Here is a 17,464-nt window from a genome sequence, read left to right as displayed (position 1 = left end):
AACCGGAGACGGCCCTCCCGACATCTCGCATGATGATTATTTTGCTGCAACGCGAGTCGGTTGACACGCCTGGGCAAAGATCGCAGACGAACTGGCTCGTCTGCCAGCCAGGCCGAATGCCCGAACCATGGACCGCACAATGACATCGTCTCCCCCGAAAGTCGCACTCGTGACCGGCGCCGCGCGCGGCATCGGGCTTGCCGCGGCGAAACGCTTTCTCGCCGACGGTTGGCGCGTCGCGCTGCTCGATATCGAGGGCGAATTGTTGCGCGCGGTGGTCGCGGCGCTGAAGCAGCCCGACGACACGCTGGCACTCACCTGCGACGTATCGGACGCCGCTGGTGTGGCGGCCGCGATCTCTGCGATCACGGACCGGTTCGGCCGGCTCGACGCGCTGGTCAACAATGCCGGCATTGCCGTGTTCACGCCGGTGCTGGAGACCTCGGACGCCGACTGGAGCCGGATCATGGCGGTCAACCTCACCGGCCCGTTCCTGTGCACCAAGGCGGCCGCGCCTGTGATGCGCGAGCATGGCGGCGGTGCAATCGTCAACATCACCTCGATCTCGGCGGTGCGTGCCTCGACGCTGCGCTCGGCCTACGGCACCAGCAAGGCCGGGCTTGCGCATCTGACCAAGCAGCTCGCGGTCGAGCTCGCCTCGCTCGGCATCCGCGTCAACGGCGTCGCGCCCGGCCCGGTCGACACCGCGATGGCCAAGGCCGTTCACACGCCGGAGATCCGCGCCGACTATCACGACGCCATCCCGCTCAACCGCTATGGGCTGGAGGAGGAGTTGGCGGAAGCGATCTTCTTCCTGTGCTCGGATCGCGCCAGCTACATCACCGGACAGATTCTCGCCGTCGACGGCGGCTTCGACGCCGCCGGCATCGGCCTGCCGACCCTGCGCGGCGCGCGGCGGAATGGGTAACGGTTGATCGGATGAACTAATGTCACCACCGCGACGGGACTGCGCTCCCTCGCCCCGTTCTTACGGGGAGAGGGTTGGGGTGAGGGGCCCTCTCCCCGCGCTCAGTACCAGTTAGTCTCGCGGAGACTCCCCCTCAACGCATCTGTCGATGCGCTCCGACCTCTCCCCGCAGGCGGGGCGAGGTAAAGTAGAGTCACCGCGCTATCAGCGCCCGTTCACCGCGACGACGCGCCAGGCATTCGGCAGCCGGTCGATCCGCGTCAGCGACAGCGGATCGATGACGAAGCGCAGCGCGAGCTCCGGCGCAAGCTCGAGGGCGATGGCAAGGATCGCGCGGATGGTGCCGGAATGCACCACCAGCACGACGTCGCCGGCCGGCAGACGCGCGAGCCCTGCCCGCGCCCGCGCGATCTGATCGGCAAAGCTTTCGCCGCCCGGCGGCCGGTTGTTGCCCGGCGATTGCCAGAATGCGCGATAGGCTGCGCCGAGCTCGGCTTCGATCTCGCTGTGACGCCGGCCGGTCCAATCGCCAAAATCCTGCTCGCGAAAGGCGTCGTCCTCCGCTGCCGTCAGGCCGAGCTTTGCTGCGGTCTCGCGGGTGCGTCGCGCCGGACTGCAGACCGCGCGAGCGTGAGCCGGCAGCCTCACCTGCAACGACGCGAATGCCGCGGCGTCGCTGAGGTCGGCGGGCGCATCCGGCGCGTGGATCACGCCGCGCGGACCGTCTACCGGCGCATGACGGATTAGCCAGAGACGCGTTTCGCGATCCATGTTCCGCTCACGCTTTCATTTTCACCCGAACCGGTATCCACTTCGCTCGAAAACGCTCTAACCCAACCGCGCCGCGAGCAGCACCAGGATCGCGGTCTCCGCGACCTGTTCGACGCCGCCCAGCACGTCGCCGGTCTGGCCGCCGATCTGCCGCTTTGCCACGAGCGCCATGATCAGTGCGCTCGCACCGGCCGCGAGCGCCGCCAGCAGCGCGCTGCCGAACGGCAAGGCGAGGACTGCGATCAGCAGCGCCAGGCCGGCCGCGACCGCCGCGATCGCACCATCGGGCTTTCCGGCATTGGCGGCGAGCCCATCCTTGCGCGCGTAGGGCAGGCTGATCGCGATCCATGGCAGCACGCCGCGGCCCAGCGCGTGCGCAGATATCAGGCTCTGCACCACAAGGCCATTTGGAATTGTCGCGAGAGCCGCAAGCTTGGCGGCAAAGCTCACCACCAGCGCCAGCGCGCCGTAGGTGCCGAGCCGGCTGTCGCGCATGATCTCGAGCTTGGCCGCGACATCGCGGCCGCCACCGAACCCGTCGGCGACATCGGCGAGCCCGTCCTCATGCAGCGCGCCGGTGAGCAGCGCGCTGCCGCCGAGCGCGAGCGCGGCGGCGGCGAGATCCGGCACACCGATCGCCCGCAGCAGCAGGCAAAACAGGCCGATCGCCGCCCCGATGGCGGCCCCGACCAGGGGAAACAGCCGCTGCGCCCGGGCAAACCTCTCCGTCCGCGCGCCGTCCGGATGCGGCATCGGCAGGCGGGTCAGGAAGGCGGTCGCGGTCCGGAGATCGTCGAGCCATTGATTCATGGTGAAGGCCTGGAAATTGGGCTAAAGCGCGACGGGATCGGGCTCGATCTCATCGCGCTTTGGCTTCCTGTTAGGGCATGATCTCCGCGCAAATGCTACGCATTTGTCGCGAGGGAAAACCGCTTCACACTTTTCCGGATCATGCACTAGCTTGCGGCCCGCTCGACGAGGGAATCGCATGCAGTTCAGTACTCTAGACGACATCCGCGGCTTTTGTCGCGACCTGCCGCAGGGCGACGAGGCCAGTGCCGCGGCCGCCACGCAGCGGCAGCAGAACCTGACCAAGCCGCCGGGAAGCCTCGGCCGCCTGGAGGAGGTTGCGATCTGGCTGGCGCGCTGGCAGCGGCGTGAGATGCCCCGGCTTGATCACGTCACGGTCGCCGTATTCGCCGGCAATCACGGCATCGCCGAGCGCGGCGTTTCAGCCTATCCCTCCGAGGTCACCGCGCAGATGGTGGCGAACTTCGCCGCCGGCGGCGCTGCGATCAACCAGATCGCCAAGCTTGCCGGTGCGGAGCTGCGTGTCGAGCCGCTCGAGCTGGCGCGCCCGACCCGCGATTTCACGACCGGGCCGGCGATGGACGCCGCCGATTTCCTCGTCGCGCTCGATACCGGCTGGCGCACGGTGCCCGAGCAATGCGATTTGCTCGTGGTCGGCGAGATGGGCATCGCCAACACCACGGTCGCCGCGACGCTGTGCGCGGCCTTGATGGGCGGGCGCGGCGTACGCTGGGCCGGCCGCGGCACCGGTGTCGACGATGCCGGGCTGATACGCAAGCGCACCACGATCGATGCGGCGCTCAAGCTGCATCGCGGCGTGATCGACGATCCGCTCGTCACCGCGATGTCGCTCGGCGGACGCGAGCTCGCGGCGATCGCGGGCGCTGTGCTGGCGGCGCGCGCACGCTGCATTCCGGTGCTGCTCGACGGCTTCGTGGCGACCGCCGCGGTGCTGCCGCTGGCGCGGCTTCAACCCGACAGCCTCGCGCATTGCCGCGCCGGGCATGTGTCGGCCGAGCTCGGCCACCGCGAATTGCTGCGCGAGCTCGAACTCGCCCCCTTGCTCGATCTTAACATGCGGCTCGGCGAAGGCTCCGGCGCGGGGGTCGCGATCCTTTTGTTGCGCGCGGCGCTCGCCTGTCATGGCGGCATGGCGACCTTTGCCGAGGCCGGCGTCTCCGGCGCGGACTGAGGTTCTCGGGAGAGCCGGAGGGTTCCCTCAAAAAGCCAGTGCATAGCGTCGGCGGGGGCTGCAATCTTCGCGTGCGCAGCATGACCTCTGCGCGCTGGAGGCCTAACCTTCGCGGCGGTGGGACGCCGGCCGGCGTCCCAGCCGTGCTGAACCAGATACCGGGGAGAAATCACCTCATGTCAGGCGTTCTCATCAATCTGATCATTCAAGTCATCAGCGGAGCCGTCGGCGGCAATGTCGCGGCGGGAGCGGCCAAGAACATCGATCTCGGCACGCTCGGTAACGCCATCGCAGGCGCCATCGGCGGCGGCGCGGGCGGACAGCTTCTGGGCATGCTGATTCCGCTGCTCGCCAATTCCGGCGCGACGCCTGACATCGGCAGCATCATCGGCCAGGTCGCCGGCGGCGGCGTTGCCGGCGCCGTGCTCACTGCGATCGTGGGGGCGCTCAAGAACCGCGCGGCTTGAGCCACCTGCCGTCGCGACCGGGACATCGGTCTTGACGATGCCCCATTCCGGCGCGAGCCTTGCGGCTTCCGATGCGGCGGCACCTCGATCGCATCGACGGCAGGGATTGCGCGCATGAAAATACTTGTCGCGGCGGCAGCTCTCTGCGCAACGGTCAGCTGCGCGCAAGCCGATGTTCGTATCCTCGCCAGCCCCGGCGGGCAGGTCGGCCCGTTCATCGAACTGTTCGACAAGGTGCGCGAATCGGGCGAGCGCGTCGTGATCGACGGGCCCTGCCTGTCGGCCTGCACGTTGGTGCTGTCGATGGTGCCGGGCGACCGCATCTGCGTGACGCGGCGCGCCGTGCTCGGCTTCCACGCCGCGCGCTCAATCGACCGGCGCGGCCGCACCTATGCAGAGCCGGAAGCGTCCGTGGCGGTGCTGCAAGCCTATCCGGCACCGGTGCGCGGCTGGATCGTCCGCCGCGGCGGCCTGACCTCGCGCCTGCTATTGCTGCGCGGCCGCGAGCTCGCGGCGATCTATCCGCGGTGCAGGTAGCGGCGCGGATTGCGTCTTTCTTGACCCGCCGACGCTACCGGACCGTCATCCTGAGGTGCGAGCCCTCGCGAGCCTCGAAGGATGAACGGCCCCGCCGGTGGCCGTCGATCCTTCGAGGGCCGCTGAAGAAGCGGCCACCTCCAGCGACAACGGCGGAGCCGTTGCGCGGGGATGACGGTCCAATCAGGCTGCTCGGGGTTACATCCCCTGCGGACAGTTCACCATCCAGGGGATGCCGAACTGATCGACGCACATGCCGAAGCCGTTGGAGAAGAAGGTCTTGCCGAACGGCATCGTCACCGTGCCGCCTTCGGACAGCGCCTTGAAGCGGCGTTCGGCCTCCGCGGGATCCTCGACCTGCAACGCGACGTGAAAACCCTGCGGCTTCTGGAAGTGGCCGGGCGGCGCGTCGGAGGCCATGATGATCTCGCCGTCGATCGTGAGGCGGGCGTGCATGATCTTGTCTTTCCAGCCGGGCGGCGTCTGCATCTCCGCACTGCCCTCGCCGTAGGGGAAGGTTTCCTCGATCCGGGCGCCCAAGACCTTCTGGTAGAAGTTCAGCGCGGCGCCGCAATTGCCGTCGTAGGAGAGATAGGGGTTGACCTGCATCGCATGCTCCCTTGGGTCATTCGAGCCTCGTCCCGGTGGTATCGGACCGAGGGCTCTGGATTGTTATCTTGACACGTTTTATCGACGCGAACCGATAACCACTTTGCGCGAAAACGCGCTACTTTTCAGTCAGCTTCTTCAGATTGGCGAGACCGACCTCGAAATCCCTGCCGATCATGCGATCCAGGTTCATGAACACCTGCATCACCTTCGACATGAAGACGGCCGGACCATACATGGTCCATGTGACGCTGGTCGCATCTCCCTGCGGCAGCATTGTGAACTCGGCGGTGTTGTGGCCTTCGAATGGCTTGATGAAGTCGAGCTTGATGACGACCTTCGACGGCGCGGAGGATTGCAGGATCTCCATGCGGCCGGCGCCGACATTCTTGTTGCCGTCCCAGGCGTAGACCGCACCCTGCCCGCGCCCGGCGCCGCCATAGATCCGCTTCATGGCCGGATCCCGGTTCTCGTAGGGCGACCAGACCGTCCACTGATGGAAATCGTCGATCAATGGAAAGATCCGCTCGGCCGGCGCGTTGATGCTGATCGCACGCGTGACGCGGAGCGTGCCCGGCTTGGTCGCCGCGAGGACGAGGATGACGGCGATCGCGACGACGAGGACAATCGCGATGACGGCAATGGTCTCCAACATGACGGTCTCCACAAGAATGGATTGAACAATATCTCACCGGCGAAATGGAAGCATTGCGCGCAGATTGCCGTCGCGCAGATAGAGCCCGCCCCACAGCATCAGGCCGAGATAGAGCCCGAACAGCGTGTGGGTGAACAGCGGGCTGCCGATCCGCACATGCGATGCGATCGCGCCGCCGAGATAGCCGGTGAGCAGGATCGCGCCGAGGATCGAGGTCGGCGGCACCGAGTAGAGCAGCGTGCAGACGATGGTGATGATGCCGAGGCTGCGCGCCAGCGCATCGCTCGCGCCAAAACCCATCCTGTCCATGGTCTCGGTGACAACAGACAGCGGCACCAGCTTGATCGCACCGTCGAACAGCAGGAACAGGACGACCACGCCGCTCATGACGCGGCCGGTGATGCGGGCGGGCTTTGAGACTTCGGTGTCGACGATCGTCGGCATGACAGGCTCCGTAGCGCTTGGTGATGCTCTGTCATCAAGACGAACGGCGGAATGCGGGGCCGACAACCCCGATGAAGATTTTTAGATGTCGTCGCAATGCATGATCGAAGCTCCCGGTGCGGGAGCTTGAATCACGGGCATCCGGCCAGATTCAATGTGGTTTGCCCCTTCAACGAGGGCAGCCCCGCAGCCCCTCGCCCTCAGTCACCTTGCGTGAAGAAGGCTTCCTCGCTGGGCAGCGAAGGCGGCCCGTGAGCCGCCCCTTTGACCGCCGCGAACGCGTCGGCAAGAAACAGAGACTTGGCGCTCTCCCTGGCGAGCTGTTCGATGCGGGACTGCAGCTCCCTGACCTTCTGAGGGTTGCTTTCGGCCAGATTGGTTTTTTCCGACGGGTCTTGCGGGATATTGTACAGCTCGGTCGCCGAAGGAAGCGGCGTCCGCCAGATCAGCTTCCAGTCACCGACGCGTACACCGCCGCGGAATGGCTCGACGTTGTAGACCACCTCCTGCCTCGGTGAGGGGGCGCCTTTGCTGACGGTGGCCCAGACGTCCAGCCCATCGAGCGGCTTTCCCTTGCCTGGCTTGGCGAGGTTGGCGCCGGCGAGGCCGGCGAGCGTCGGGAACATGTCAACGACGTGCATCATCTCCCGCACCTCGCCGGCACTGATCTGCCCCGGCCAGTTCGCGAACGCGGCGACGCGTGTCCCTCCTTCGTACAGCATGCCTTTTCCGCCGCGGTACGGACCGTTGTCAGCTGGCAGCTTCAGCTTCGACACGTCCGCATCCCCGGCAAGGAGCGCGGTCTGGTTGCCGCCGTTGTCGCTCATGAAAACGATCAAGGTGTTCTCGCGCATCTTCTTCCGTTCGAGCGCGGAGACCAGCTTGCCGATCTCGTCGTCCATGCACGTGATCATGGCGGCGTAGGTGCGCCTCGTCGGATCTTCGATGTGCCGGTACCTGTCGATATATTCTTTGGGAGCCTGGTAAGGCGAGTGCGGAGCAGTAAAGGCGAGATACAGAAACAGCGGTGTCTTTGGATCGTGGGCGTCGATCTGCGCGACGGCATCCGCACCCCACAATTGAGTGACGTAGCCCGGCTCGTTCACCGGCTTGTCGTTGCGATACCAGTCGCGCACATTTGCCGATGAATGGGTGAAGTAATCGACCTCGCCCACCATCGATCCATAGTGGTAATCAAACCCGCGTTGACGCGGCCAGAACTTGCGGTCGGCGTGCCCAAGATGCCACTTGCCGACCATAGCGGTCCTGTAGCCTGCTTCCTTGAGCGCCTGCGGCAGCAGCCATTCATCGGTCGGCAAGCCGTATTTGGCGGGCGTCGGAATGACCAGGGTTTGCAGGCCGTAGCGGCACGGATAACGGCCGGTCATCAAGGCTGCGCGGGTTGGGGTGCACATCGGCTGGACGTAGAATTGCTCGAGCCGGGCCCCGTCCTGCGCAAGCTTGTCGATATTTGGGGTCTTGATGTCGGAGCCGTGAAATCCGACGTCCTTCCATCCGAGATCGTCTGCGACGATGTAAACGATGTGCGGGCGCGGCGCGGTCGATTGCGCGGCAGCAGACGTGGGTCTCACGGACGCAATTGAAGCCAATGACAGCATGGCCAGGACCGAGCTGCCGTTCAACAGCAGATCGCGGCGATTCATTTGGCGATTGCCTTGTGCTAAATGCACCGATTCATCGAGCGGGCGATCAATCATTTCATTCTCCGGACAATGGTTTTGTGTGCAATTCACGCAGGCTACTGCGGAGGTGCGCCGCAGGGAAGCAGGCAATGGCGACAGCCGGCGTTGTTTCGACGCCGGGCGGCAATCGGGACTTCAGGGGGAAGCATCGCTTTCGGGGGAAGCGCTTCGGGCTCAGGGCCGCGCGTGACGGCCGCGCGACAGCCGGACGACTATTTCCCCGCCTTCGCGTTGCGCGGCTGGCTGTCGCGCATCAGCCGGTCGATGTGCATGCGGATGTGGGCGGCTTCGGCGGTGGTGTTGGCGAGCGCGATGGCGCGGTCGAAGGCGATGCGGGCCTCCTCGTTGCGGCCGAGTTGCATCAGGAAGGCGCCGCGCACGCCGAAATAATGAAAGTAGTTGGCAAGCCGCGGCGCCAAGGGCTCGATCATCTCGAGCGCGGCTTGCGCCCCCTTCACCTTGGAGACCGCAACGGCGCGGTTGAGCGTGATCACCGGCGACGGCTGCATGACCTCGAGCGCGCCGTACAGCAGATCGATCTGGGTCCAGTCGGTATCCTCGGGCTTTTCCGCACGGGCGTGCAGCGCTGCGATCGCCGCCTGCACCTGATACGGCCCGCTGCGGCGGTGGCGCATCGCCTTGTCGATCAGCGCGAGGCCCTCGGCGATCTGCTTCTGATTCCACAGGCTGCGGTCCTGGTCGTCGAGCAGGATCACCTGGCCGTCCGCATCGAAGCGCGCCTCGGCGCGGGCATGTTGCAGCAACAATAGTGCCGTCAGCCCCATGATCTCGGGCTCGCTCTGGAACAGCCGCAGCAGCAGGCGGGCGAGCCTGATCGCCTCCTCGCACAGCGGCGCGCGGATTTCGGCGGTGTCGCCGCTCGCCGAATAGCCCTCGTTGAAGATCAAGTAGATCATCGCCGCGACCGAGGCGAGCCGCTCGCTGCGCTCGACCGCGCCCGGCGTCTCGAACGGCACGTTGGCATCGGCGACGCGCGCCTTGGCCCGCGTGATGCGCTGCTCCATCGCCGCTTCCGAGACCAGAAAGGCGCGCGCGATCTGCTTCACCGTGAGACCTGAGACGATGCGCAGCGCGAGCGCGATCTGCTGCGTCGCCGGCAGATCCTTGTGACAGCAGATGAAGAGCAGCCGCAGGATATCGTCGCGGTAGTGCGAGCCGTCGAGCCGCTCGGCGATCTCGTCCTCGGCGTCGTCGAGGTCGGAGATCGCCTGGTCGTCGTCGGGCAGCGGCTGCTGCTTCTTGTTGCGGCGAACCTCGTCGATCGCAACGTTGCGGCCGACCATGATCAGCCACGCCGCGGGATCGCGCGGCGGGCCGTTCTGCGGCCAGCTCTTCAGCGCGCGCAGGCAGGCGTTCTGGAACGCCTCCTCGGCGGTGTCGAGATTGCGAAAGTAGCGCAGCAAGGCGCCGACCGCCTGGGGACGCGCGGACGTCAACGCAGCATCGATCCAGGCGGTGTCGGTCACGCTCACGCCTTGGTACCCCCCTGATTGAAGTAGCCGACCGGGCGGATCTCATAGGTGCCGCCGGGATTGGCCTCGCCGAGGTCGCGCGCGATGTCGAGCACCTCGTCGAGGTTCTTGCCCTCGACCAGATAGAAGCCGAGCAGCTGTTCCTTGGTTTCGGCGAACGGGCCGTCCAGCACCAGCGGCGGATTTTCCTTGCGCAGCGTGGTCGCCGCGGTGGTCGGCAACAGCCGCGCCACCGGGCCGAGCTTGCCCTGCTTGGCGAGCTTGTCCTGCACGACGGACAGTTTCTGCATGACGGAGGCGTCGTGTTCCTTGCTCCAGGAGCCGACCATGTCTTCGTCATGATAGCAGAGGATGGCGTACAGCATCGAAAAGGCATCTCCGTTCATTGCAAGAACGAACGATTATGCCCGCTGCCGACAGGGGGCGCGAAAGAAATTTAGGTTCCGGATGCGGGCGATGGATTTTGATCGAGGCTCCATGGCGAGCTTCGACGGACGGGATGTTTGCCGCGGCGACGGCGCGTCAGGCCGTCGCCGCGACGATGAACGTGCGGTTACCATAGACGCCGTAGCGGGCGGCGATCGGGCGCGCCTTGGCTTCATCGCTCTCGTGGCGGCGGACGCGGCTCCTCGTCGCTGGGCGGGACGCCTGCTGCCGCGGAGACTCCACGCGTTGCGCCTGGGCCTGCGATTGGGCCGGCCGGGCCTCGTCCTGCGCTGGAGCAACGGCCGGTTGCGCCTGCGCCGACGCATCAGCGTTTGCGAGCACGAGGCCACGGCTTTGATCGGCGTGGGCCGTGGCGACGGCGGCGAGGATGAAGGCCGACACCAGTTTGCGCATGGAAGTTCGCCCCTGTTGATGGCAGGAGATGAGAGCGGGTCGGACCCGCTCTGTGACATACATCACATTTACGTTGGAGGTATCGGGATGGGTAAGGGCGCACTGGCGCTGCTGATCAATGGCGGCTCGGAAAACTGGTCGTCGGCGCGCTGGGAGGCGCGGTTCGACGCGGTCTGCCCGGACCGCCGCGTGGTGCTGCTGCCGGACGGCGCGCTCGATCCCGCCGAGGTGCATTACGCCGCGGTGTGGAAGCCGAAGCCGGGCGAGCTCGCGGCGTTCAAGAACCTGCGCGTCATCTTCAATCTCGGCGCCGGGGTCGACGCGCTGATGGCCGATCGCTCGCTGCCGGACGTGCCGCTGGTGCGGGTCGCGGTCTCCGATCTCACCGACCGCATGACCGAATATGTCGTGCTGCATGTGCTGATGCATCACCGCCAGGAGCTCTATTTGCGCGAGTCGCAGCGGGTGAAGCGCTGGGCGCCGGACTATCAGTGGGCCGCGAGCGCGATCACCGTCGGCGTCATGGGGCTCGGCACGCTCGGCGCCGCCTCGGCGCAGGCACTGCGCGCGCTCGGCTTTCGCGTCGTCGGCTGGAGCCGCAGCGAGAAGCGGATCGACGGCATCGCCTGCTACCACGGCGCGGACGGGCTCGACGCATTCCTGCGCGAGACCAACATCCTGGTCTGCCTGCTGCCACTGACGCCGGACACAAGGCATGTGCTGAACCGCGACGCGTTCGCGAAGCTGAACCGCGAGAGCCCGCTCGGCGCGCCCGTCATCATCAATGCCGGCCGCGGCGGCTTGCAGAACGAGGCCGACATCCTGCGCGCGCTCGATGACGGCACGCTGGGCGCCGCCTCGCTCGACGTCTTCGAGACCGAGCCGCTGCCCGAGGCGAGTCCGTTCTGGAGCCACCCGAAGGTGGTGCTGACGCCGCACAACGCCGCCGACACCGACGCCGACGAGATCTCGAAATATGTCGCGCAGCAGATCGCGCGTTTCGAGGCCGGCGGCGCGCTGGAGAACCTCGTCGATCGCAAGCGGGGGTATTAGCACCGCCGTCACCCCACACAGGGTCGTCCCGGCGAAAGCCGGGACCCATACTCCGCGGCCCCTCATTGGGGCGTGCGGGGAAACCATCCTGCACAACAACGAAGTCCTGTGGTTATGGGTCGCGGCTTTCGCCGGGACGACAAGTGGAGAGGCCGCTTCTCAGCCCATCCCGGCAACGAGTTCGGCGAGCCGGTCGTAGGCGCGCTCGACGTCCTTCTCGATGCCGGAATTAAGGTGACGCTGCCGACGCAGGCGTGAGCTGTCTAGGATTTGCGCGCGAAGGTGACGTGGGTCGCGTGCGGGCTCGCGACATGCGCGACGACGGCATAGCCGAGGGCAGGCAGATCAAGACCTGCGAACAAACTCTCGCCGGCGCCGAGCACGACCGGCGGCAACACCAGTTGCAGCTCGTCGAGCAGCCGCGCCTGCAAAAATTGCCGCACCACCGAGACCCCGCCGCCGACGCGGATATCCTTGTCGCCGGCAACGGCGCGCGCCCGCGCGAGCGCCGCGAGCATGCCGTCGGTCACGAAGTGGAACGTGGTGCCGCCCTCCATCTCGATGTCGGGCCGCGCGTGATGGGTCAGCACGAACACCGGCGTGTGGTACGGCGGGTTGTTGCCCCACCAGCCTTTCCAGGCATGATCCGGCCACGGCCCGCGGATCGGGCCGAACATGTTGCGCCCCATGATCCAGGCCCCGATCCCCTCCATCGACTTGCGGGCGATCTCGTCGTCGAGGCCGGTGGTGCCGCCGTCCTGGCCAATCATCGCGCGAAAGGTTCGCGTCTCGAAGAACCAGGCCGCGGGCAGCGCCAGGCCGCCGACGCCGAACGGATGTTCGAGGCTCTGATTCAGCGCCGCGCCGAATCCGTCGATCGAGACCGTGAATACTGAAGTCCTGACTTTTCCCATGATATTCCGCTTGCGTGAGTGGGGAGACCTTACGGAAGACGGGCGGGAAAGCCAGCGGCCGACATTTGCCCGGCAGGAAAATTTGCGCGGCTATTTCGCCCCGCACAGCACGTCGATGGCGCCCTTCACGATCGCCTCGAGCTCCTTGCGCGGCACGCGGGCGCGGGCGCGGATCGCGATGGTGTGGATGGTGGCGGAGGCCAGATGCGCCAGCGACGCCGGATCGGTCCCCTCAGGCAGTTCCCCGCGCTCCTTGGCATGGCGGAAGCAGATGCCGAACGCCTTGTCGAGCTCGGTCAGGCCCTCGACCACCATGGTGCGGATGTCCGGATCCGACACCGCCTCGGATGCAGCCGTCATCACGGTGAAGCAACCGCGCGGGCCGGACTCGCCGGAGAGATAGATGTCGAGCGCGATCCGATAGATGCGCTCGAGCCGCTCGCGCAGCGGCGCGTCGGCGCGGAAGATGTCGACCATCGCGGCGCGCGCGTCGTCGCGATAGCGCTGGTAGCTCTTGATGTAGAGCTCGCGCTTGTCGCCGAACGCGCCATAGAGGCTCGGCCGGTTCATGCCGGTCGCGGCGCTCAGATCGTCGAGCGAGGTCGCGGCGAAGCCGTCGCGCCGGAACAGATCGAGCGCCTTGCCGAGCGCGACATCGGGCTCATAGGCGCGCGGCCGCCCGCGGCGTTTCGGCGCGACCGGCGCCGCGATTTTGGCAGCAGACGGCGGCTTCCTAGTTTTTTGTACCATTTCGAATTTAATTCCTTGACGCCGCTAATATTATCCAAGACAGTACAAAAATCAACAACGGCCGGACACCCGCGCCAGACACCGGAGGCAACCCATGGACCTTTATTTCTCGCCCCTCGCCTGCTCGATGGCGACCCGCGTCGCGCTCTATGAAGCCGGCCAGCCGGCCAATTATCTCGAGGTCGACCCGAAGACCAAGGCGGTGCGCAACGACGGCTCCGACTTCAACAAGGTCAACCCGCTCGGCCTGGTGCCGACGCTGCGCACCGACGACGGCATCGTGCTGACCGAGAACGCCGCGATCCTGCAATATGTCGCCGACCAGTTTCCGCGGGCCGGCATCGGCACCGTATCGAACGCCGAGCGTTCAAAGCTGCATCAGTGGCTGTGTTTCATCGGCACCGAACTGCACAAGGGCCTGTTCCTGCCGCTGCTCGACAAGAAGGCACCGCCGGAAGCCAAGACCTATGCGCTGGAGAAATACGTCTCGCGGCTCGACTATCTCGAGGACCACCTGAAGGGCCGCGACTACCTGCTCGACCATTTCAGCGTCGCCGACGCCTATCTCGTCACGGTGATCAACTGGACCATGGCGACGCCGCCGATCGAGCTCGCGAAATGGCCGGCGCTGAAGGCCTATTACGAGCGCCTGCGCACCCGGCCCTCGGTTGCAAAGGCGCTCGCGGAGGAGTTCGAGCTCTACAAGGCCGAGATCGCGCGGCACAAGGCGGCGGCGTAAGGCGGTCTCTCACCATGCGTCGTCCCGGCGAAGGCCGGGACGACAACTAGAACGGACTATCCCCCAGGCCCGGCACGTCGGCCGGGCGCGGGCCCGGGGCGGGCCAATGGAAGCGGCGGTCCTTCTCTGCGATCGCGATGTCGTTGATCGAGGCCTCGCGGCGGCGCATCAGGCCGTGCTCGTCGAACTCCCACTGTTCGTTGCCGTAGGAGCGAAACCAGTTGCCGGCGGCGTCGTGCCATTCGTACTGGAAGCGGACCGCGATGCGGTTCTCGTCGAACGCCCAGAGATCCTTGATCAGGCGATACTCCTGCTCCTTTTCCCATTTGCGGGTCAGGAAGGCCACGATCGCCTCGCGGCCCTGAAAAACCTCCGAGCGGTTGCGCCAGCGGCTGTCCTCGGTATAGGCGCCGGCAACCCGAACGGGGTCGCGCGAATTCCAGGCGTCCTCCGCCATGCGCGCTTTCTGCGCGGCGGTCTCGCGGGTGAAGGGTGGCAGCGGCGGGCGTGACATCGGCGATCCCTCGCGGTTGAAGCATGATCCGGAAAAGTGTGAAGCGGTTTTCCGAAAAGATCATGCTCGAAATGGAAGACAAACGCGATCAATCTGATCGCACTTTGTCACGCGCAAATCTATCGCCGCGCCGCGCAGAGTCGATGGGGCGTTTCCTATCGCCCCATAACTAAGCCAGATCGGCCTTCATCAGGGCACGGATGGACTTCGGAATCGGCTGTGCCCTGCCCTGACTGACGAAGGCAACGCGCACCTGCGCCTTCACAAGCACGTCATCGCCGCGCCTGACCTCCTGTGCGAGCATGATGGAGGCGCCCTTCACCGCGATCGGCCAGGTCACGACGTCGAGCATGTCGTCCATCCGCGCCGGTTTGAGGAAGTCGAGCGTCATCGAGCGCACCACAAAGGCGAAGCCGCCGGTCTCCTCCTGCGCCTCCTCGAACAGCGCGTTCTGTTCGGCGCCCATCAATCGGAGATGATTGGTGCGCCCGCGCTCCATGAAGCGCAGGTAATTGGCGTGGTAAACGATGCCGGAAAAATCGGTGTCTTCGTAATAGACGCGGACCTGCATATGGTGTCGGCCATCGCGGATCGCGCCGTCGATATGGGGTAGAGTCAATTGCGGCCCCTCGATTGCGCTGGAGCGCGATGCATTCAGGTTGAAGCGTCATCGCGCTCCAGGCTGTCGTTTGTGCATGATCTCTTCGGAAAACCGCTTCGCACTTTTCCGGATCATGCTCTGGAACACCAATCGTGTTGCGCAAATCGCGCGATCACGCAAGCGCGATCAGGACACCATTGGCCCCTTTGCGCCAAGCGTGACCTGCACGATCTCGGGCGGCACGCCAAGGCGGATCGGCATGATGCTGCAGCCGAGGCCGCCGGAGACGACGACGTCGCATTTCAGCTTGATATGGCCATAGGCGAGCCGCATGCCGTGCTTCACCGGCACCGCCGGCGACCAGCCGAGCAGCCGCACCTGTCCGCCATGGGTGTGGCCGGACAGCTGCAACGCGACGCGCGAGGGGACCCGGAGCGCGACGTCGGGCTCATGCGCGAGCAGGATCACCGGCGCGTCGTCGGTGACCTTGGCAAGCGTCGCGTTGAGATCGTCGACGCCGATCCGCGTGACCTGGCGATAGGGCCGCGCCGCCATGAAGGCGAGCTGGTCGCCGAGACCGGCGAGCCAGAACGGACGGCCGTCCTTGGCGAGCCGCACCGCGTCGTTCTCGTAGACCGGAATCCCCGCCCCCTCCAGCGCGCGGCGCGCGAGCGGGATGCCGCGCCCCAAGCGCTGTACCGCCTTGTCTTCCCAGTAGTCGTGGTTGCCGAGCACGGCGTGCACGCCGAGCGGAGCCTTCAGGCCCTTCAGCACCGCGGCCCAGTCGGAGGCCGGAATGAAGCGGGTGACGTGGCGCAGCCCGGCGACATAGTCGCCGAGCAGCACGATGATGTCGGGGTTCAGGGCGTTCGTCCGCTCGACGAGCTCAGCGATGCGATCGAGCGACATCCAGGGATCGCAGGCGTGGATGTCGGCGAGTGCGGCGATCTTCAGCGGAAAGTCCGTCGGCCATTGCCGCGGCGACAGGTCGTAGCGCGTGAGCGCGAGGCGGACGACCGGCTCGCTCAAGCCATAGGCCGCGGTCGAAGCGGTGGCGGCGGTCAACCCGCCGAACCCGCGCAGAAAATGACGACGTGAAATCATGGGTGCGTGATCGGTGATGCCTGGCGCTTGTCGAAAACACTCTGGGCTATCATAGGCCCCTTGATTGGAGCGAAATTGGGCCGCGTTTGTGCAGACGGCCTGCAGAGATGTCGCAATGGTTAGTAGGCAAGGTTACCGGCAAGCGCGACGCGCTGCATCAACACGTCATTCACGTCTTTGGGAGCGGAGGGCTTTCGCTCGAGCATGAAAACCGCTTCGCGCTCTTCCGGATCATGCGTCAGTCCTCGTCGCCGTTGCCGCCGAACAGGCCGAACTGCGAGGGGTCGCGGTTTGGCTCGGCGAGGCCGAGATGGCGGAAGGCATGCGAGGTCAGGAGCCGGCCACGCGGGGTGCGCTGCAGATAGCCGCACTGGATCAGATAGGGCTCGATGATGTCCTCGATCGCATCGCGCGGCTCCGACAGCGCCGCTGCCATGGTCTCGACGCCGACCGGCCCGCCGCCGTAGTTCAAGGCGATCGTGGTGAGATAGCGCCGGTCCATCGCATCGAGCCCGGCGCTGTCGACCTCGAGCGCGCTCAGCGCCCGGTCGGCGATGCCGCGGTCGACGGAATCGGCGTCCGCCGCGGAGGCAAAGTCGCGCACCCGGCGCAGCAGGCGGCCGGCGATGCGCGGCGTGCCGCGGGCGCGGCGCGCGATCTCGTTGGCGCCATCCGGGCTCATGCCGATATTGAGCACGCGGGCGCCGCGGGTGACGATCTTCTCGAGCTCTTCCTCGGTGTAGAAGTTGAGCCGGATCGGAATGCCGAAGCGGTCGCGCAACGGATTGGTGAGCAGGCCTGCGCGCGTCGTCGCGCCGACCAGCGTGAACTTCGACAGCTCGATCTTGACCGAGCGCGCCGCCGGACCTTCGCCGATGATCAGGTCGAGCTGGAAATCCTCCATCGCGGGATAGAGCACTTCCTCGACCGCCGGGCTGAGGCGATGGATCTCGTCGATGAACAGCACATCGCGCTCTTCGAGATTGGTCAGCAGCGCCGCGAGATCGCCGGCCTTGGCGATGACAGGGCCGGAGGTGGCACGAAAGCCGACGCCGAGCTCGCGCGCGACGATCTGCGCCAGTGTGGTCTTGCCGAGGCCGGGGGGACCGACGAACAGCACGTGATCGAGCGCCTCGCCGCGCTTCTTCGCGGCCTCGATGAAGATCGAGAGATTCTTGCGCGCCTGGGCCTGGCCGACGAACTCCGTCAGCGACTGCGGCCGCAGCGCGGTGTCGCCGACATCATCGGAGCGGCGTTCAGGCGAGACCATGCGCGAGGGCGTGTTCATGATGCGAGACTAACACGAGATGATTGTTCTCCCTCTCCCCGCTCTTGCGGGG

The 17,464-nt window shown here is 66.1% G+C and carries 22 protein-coding genes; 7 read left to right on the top strand and 15 right to left on the bottom strand.

Features of this window, described 5'->3' with window-relative positions:
- The first annotated feature begins 139 nt into the window (after positions 1-139).
- The gene (locus XI02_RS07475; protein ID WP_172648676.1) at positions 140-928 is read left to right on the top strand and encodes an SDR family NAD(P)-dependent oxidoreductase; all 789 of its coding nucleotides are present in this window, start codon (positions 140-142) and stop codon (positions 926-928) included.
- A 204-nt stretch (positions 929-1,132) separates the two neighbouring features.
- Here XI02_RS07475 and XI02_RS07470 read toward each other — a convergent pair whose 3' ends face one another.
- Positions 1,133-1,699 carry a histidine phosphatase family protein gene (locus tag XI02_RS07470; protein ID WP_069275918.1) on the bottom strand — a complete coding sequence of 189 codons (567 nt, stop codon included), beginning with the start codon at positions 1,697-1,699 and terminating at the stop codon, positions 1,133-1,135.
- 57 nt (positions 1,700-1,756) lie between these two features.
- Positions 1,757-2,509 carry an adenosylcobinamide-GDP ribazoletransferase gene (gene cobS, locus XI02_RS07465; RefSeq protein WP_172648677.1) on the bottom strand — a complete coding sequence of 251 codons (753 nt, stop codon included), beginning with the start codon at positions 2,507-2,509 and terminating at the stop codon, positions 1,757-1,759.
- A gap of 178 nt (positions 2,510-2,687) precedes the next feature.
- Between cobS and cobT the strand changes: the two genes are divergently transcribed.
- From cobT to XI02_RS07450, 3 genes are all read left to right on the top strand, one after another.
- Positions 2,688-3,701, top strand: coding sequence for a nicotinate-nucleotide--dimethylbenzimidazole phosphoribosyltransferase (cobT, locus tag XI02_RS07460; RefSeq protein WP_172648678.1), 1,014 nt, complete (start codon positions 2,688-2,690; stop codon positions 3,699-3,701).
- A 176-nt stretch (positions 3,702-3,877) separates the two neighbouring features.
- On the top strand, positions 3,878-4,168 hold the full coding sequence (locus XI02_RS07455) for a hypothetical protein (RefSeq protein ID WP_172648679.1): 291 nt from the start codon (positions 3,878-3,880) through the stop codon (positions 4,166-4,168).
- Between the two features lie 114 nt (positions 4,169-4,282).
- A complete protein-coding gene (locus XI02_RS07450; protein WP_069275915.1) occupies positions 4,283-4,705 on the top strand; it encodes a hypothetical protein in 423 nt (140 codons plus the stop codon).
- Positions 4,706-4,903: 198 nt separating this feature from the next.
- Here XI02_RS07450 and XI02_RS07445 read toward each other — a convergent pair whose 3' ends face one another.
- From XI02_RS07445 to XI02_RS07415, 7 genes are all read right to left on the bottom strand, one after another.
- Positions 4,904-5,314: a VOC family protein gene (locus XI02_RS07445; protein WP_016842537.1), complete on the bottom strand. Its 411-nt coding sequence runs from the start codon at positions 5,312-5,314 to the stop codon at positions 4,904-4,906.
- Positions 5,315-5,432: 118 nt separating this feature from the next.
- On the bottom strand, positions 5,433-5,969 hold the full coding sequence (locus XI02_RS07440; protein WP_026192212.1) for an SRPBCC family protein: 537 nt from the start codon (positions 5,967-5,969) through the stop codon (positions 5,433-5,435).
- A 33-nt stretch (positions 5,970-6,002) separates the two neighbouring features.
- Entirely contained in the window at positions 6,003-6,413 is a 411-nt protein-coding gene (locus XI02_RS07435) for a DoxX family protein (protein ID WP_051002956.1), read from the bottom strand.
- A 200-nt stretch (positions 6,414-6,613) separates the two neighbouring features.
- The gene (locus XI02_RS07430) at positions 6,614-8,131 is read right to left on the bottom strand and encodes an arylsulfatase (RefSeq protein WP_172648680.1); all 1,518 of its coding nucleotides are present in this window, start codon (positions 8,129-8,131) and stop codon (positions 6,614-6,616) included.
- A gap of 197 nt (positions 8,132-8,328) precedes the next feature.
- Entirely contained in the window at positions 8,329-9,609 is a 1,281-nt protein-coding gene (locus XI02_RS07425) for an RNA polymerase sigma factor (protein ID WP_069275913.1), read from the bottom strand.
- The gene (locus XI02_RS07420; RefSeq protein ID WP_028332829.1) at positions 9,606-9,974 is read right to left on the bottom strand and encodes a YciI family protein; all 369 of its coding nucleotides are present in this window, start codon (positions 9,972-9,974) and stop codon (positions 9,606-9,608) included. Before XI02_RS07420 ends, XI02_RS07425 begins: the two co-directional genes overlap by 4 nt.
- Positions 9,975-10,131: 157 nt before the next feature.
- Positions 10,132-10,449 carry a hypothetical protein gene (locus tag XI02_RS07415; RefSeq protein ID WP_172648681.1) on the bottom strand — a complete coding sequence of 106 codons (318 nt, stop codon included), beginning with the start codon at positions 10,447-10,449 and terminating at the stop codon, positions 10,132-10,134.
- Positions 10,450-10,536: 87 nt separating this feature from the next.
- Between XI02_RS07415 and XI02_RS07410 the strand changes: the two genes are divergently transcribed.
- On the top strand, positions 10,537-11,502 hold the full coding sequence (locus tag XI02_RS07410; RefSeq protein WP_172648682.1) for a glyoxylate/hydroxypyruvate reductase A: 966 nt from the start codon (positions 10,537-10,539) through the stop codon (positions 11,500-11,502).
- Between the two features lie 114 nt (positions 11,503-11,616).
- On the top strand, positions 11,617-11,760 hold the full coding sequence (locus XI02_RS07405) for a hypothetical protein (protein WP_172648683.1): 144 nt from the start codon (positions 11,617-11,619) through the stop codon (positions 11,758-11,760).
- A 5-nt stretch (positions 11,761-11,765) separates the two neighbouring features.
- Here XI02_RS07405 and XI02_RS07400 read toward each other — a convergent pair whose 3' ends face one another.
- Both XI02_RS07400 and XI02_RS07395 read right to left on the bottom strand, forming a co-directional pair.
- The gene (locus XI02_RS07400; protein WP_038380198.1) at positions 11,766-12,416 is read right to left on the bottom strand and encodes a dihydrofolate reductase family protein; all 651 of its coding nucleotides are present in this window, start codon (positions 12,414-12,416) and stop codon (positions 11,766-11,768) included.
- A 90-nt stretch (positions 12,417-12,506) separates the two neighbouring features.
- Complete coding sequence (locus XI02_RS07395) at positions 12,507-13,166, bottom strand: TetR/AcrR family transcriptional regulator (RefSeq protein WP_016842545.1); 660 nt, start codon at positions 13,164-13,166, stop codon at positions 12,507-12,509.
- Positions 13,167-13,260: 94 nt separating this feature from the next.
- Here XI02_RS07395 and XI02_RS07390 point away from each other — a divergent pair, with 94 nt between their 5' ends.
- Positions 13,261-13,905: a glutathione binding-like protein gene (locus XI02_RS07390; protein ID WP_018269688.1), complete on the top strand. Its 645-nt coding sequence runs from the start codon at positions 13,261-13,263 to the stop codon at positions 13,903-13,905.
- 46 nt (positions 13,906-13,951) lie between these two features.
- Here XI02_RS07390 and XI02_RS07385 read toward each other — a convergent pair whose 3' ends face one another.
- The 4 genes from XI02_RS07385 to ruvB all read right to left on the bottom strand — a co-directional run bounded on the left by XI02_RS07385 (position 13,952) and on the right by ruvB (position 17,412).
- The gene (locus XI02_RS07385; protein ID WP_018269687.1) at positions 13,952-14,419 is read right to left on the bottom strand and encodes a nuclear transport factor 2 family protein; all 468 of its coding nucleotides are present in this window, start codon (positions 14,417-14,419) and stop codon (positions 13,952-13,954) included.
- 169 nt (positions 14,420-14,588) lie between these two features.
- The gene (gene ybgC, locus XI02_RS07380) at positions 14,589-15,038 is read right to left on the bottom strand and encodes a tol-pal system-associated acyl-CoA thioesterase (protein ID WP_021076499.1); all 450 of its coding nucleotides are present in this window, start codon (positions 15,036-15,038) and stop codon (positions 14,589-14,591) included.
- A gap of 168 nt (positions 15,039-15,206) precedes the next feature.
- Entirely contained in the window at positions 15,207-16,124 is a 918-nt protein-coding gene (locus XI02_RS07375; RefSeq protein ID WP_026192209.1) for a metallophosphoesterase, read from the bottom strand.
- Positions 16,125-16,362: 238 nt separating this feature from the next.
- A complete protein-coding gene (gene ruvB / locus XI02_RS07370; RefSeq protein ID WP_016842550.1) occupies positions 16,363-17,412 on the bottom strand; it encodes a Holliday junction branch migration DNA helicase RuvB in 1,050 nt (349 codons plus the stop codon).
- Positions 17,413-17,464: the final 52 nt, after the last annotated feature.

Origin of the sequence: Bradyrhizobium sp. CCBAU 21365, from assembly GCF_015291305.1 — a bacterium.
GTDB classification, from domain to species: domain Bacteria; phylum Pseudomonadota; class Alphaproteobacteria; order Rhizobiales; family Xanthobacteraceae; genus Bradyrhizobium; species Bradyrhizobium elkanii.
The sequence above is the reverse complement of the archived record's forward strand: the minus strand, read 5'-3'. Positions and strand labels throughout refer to the sequence as shown.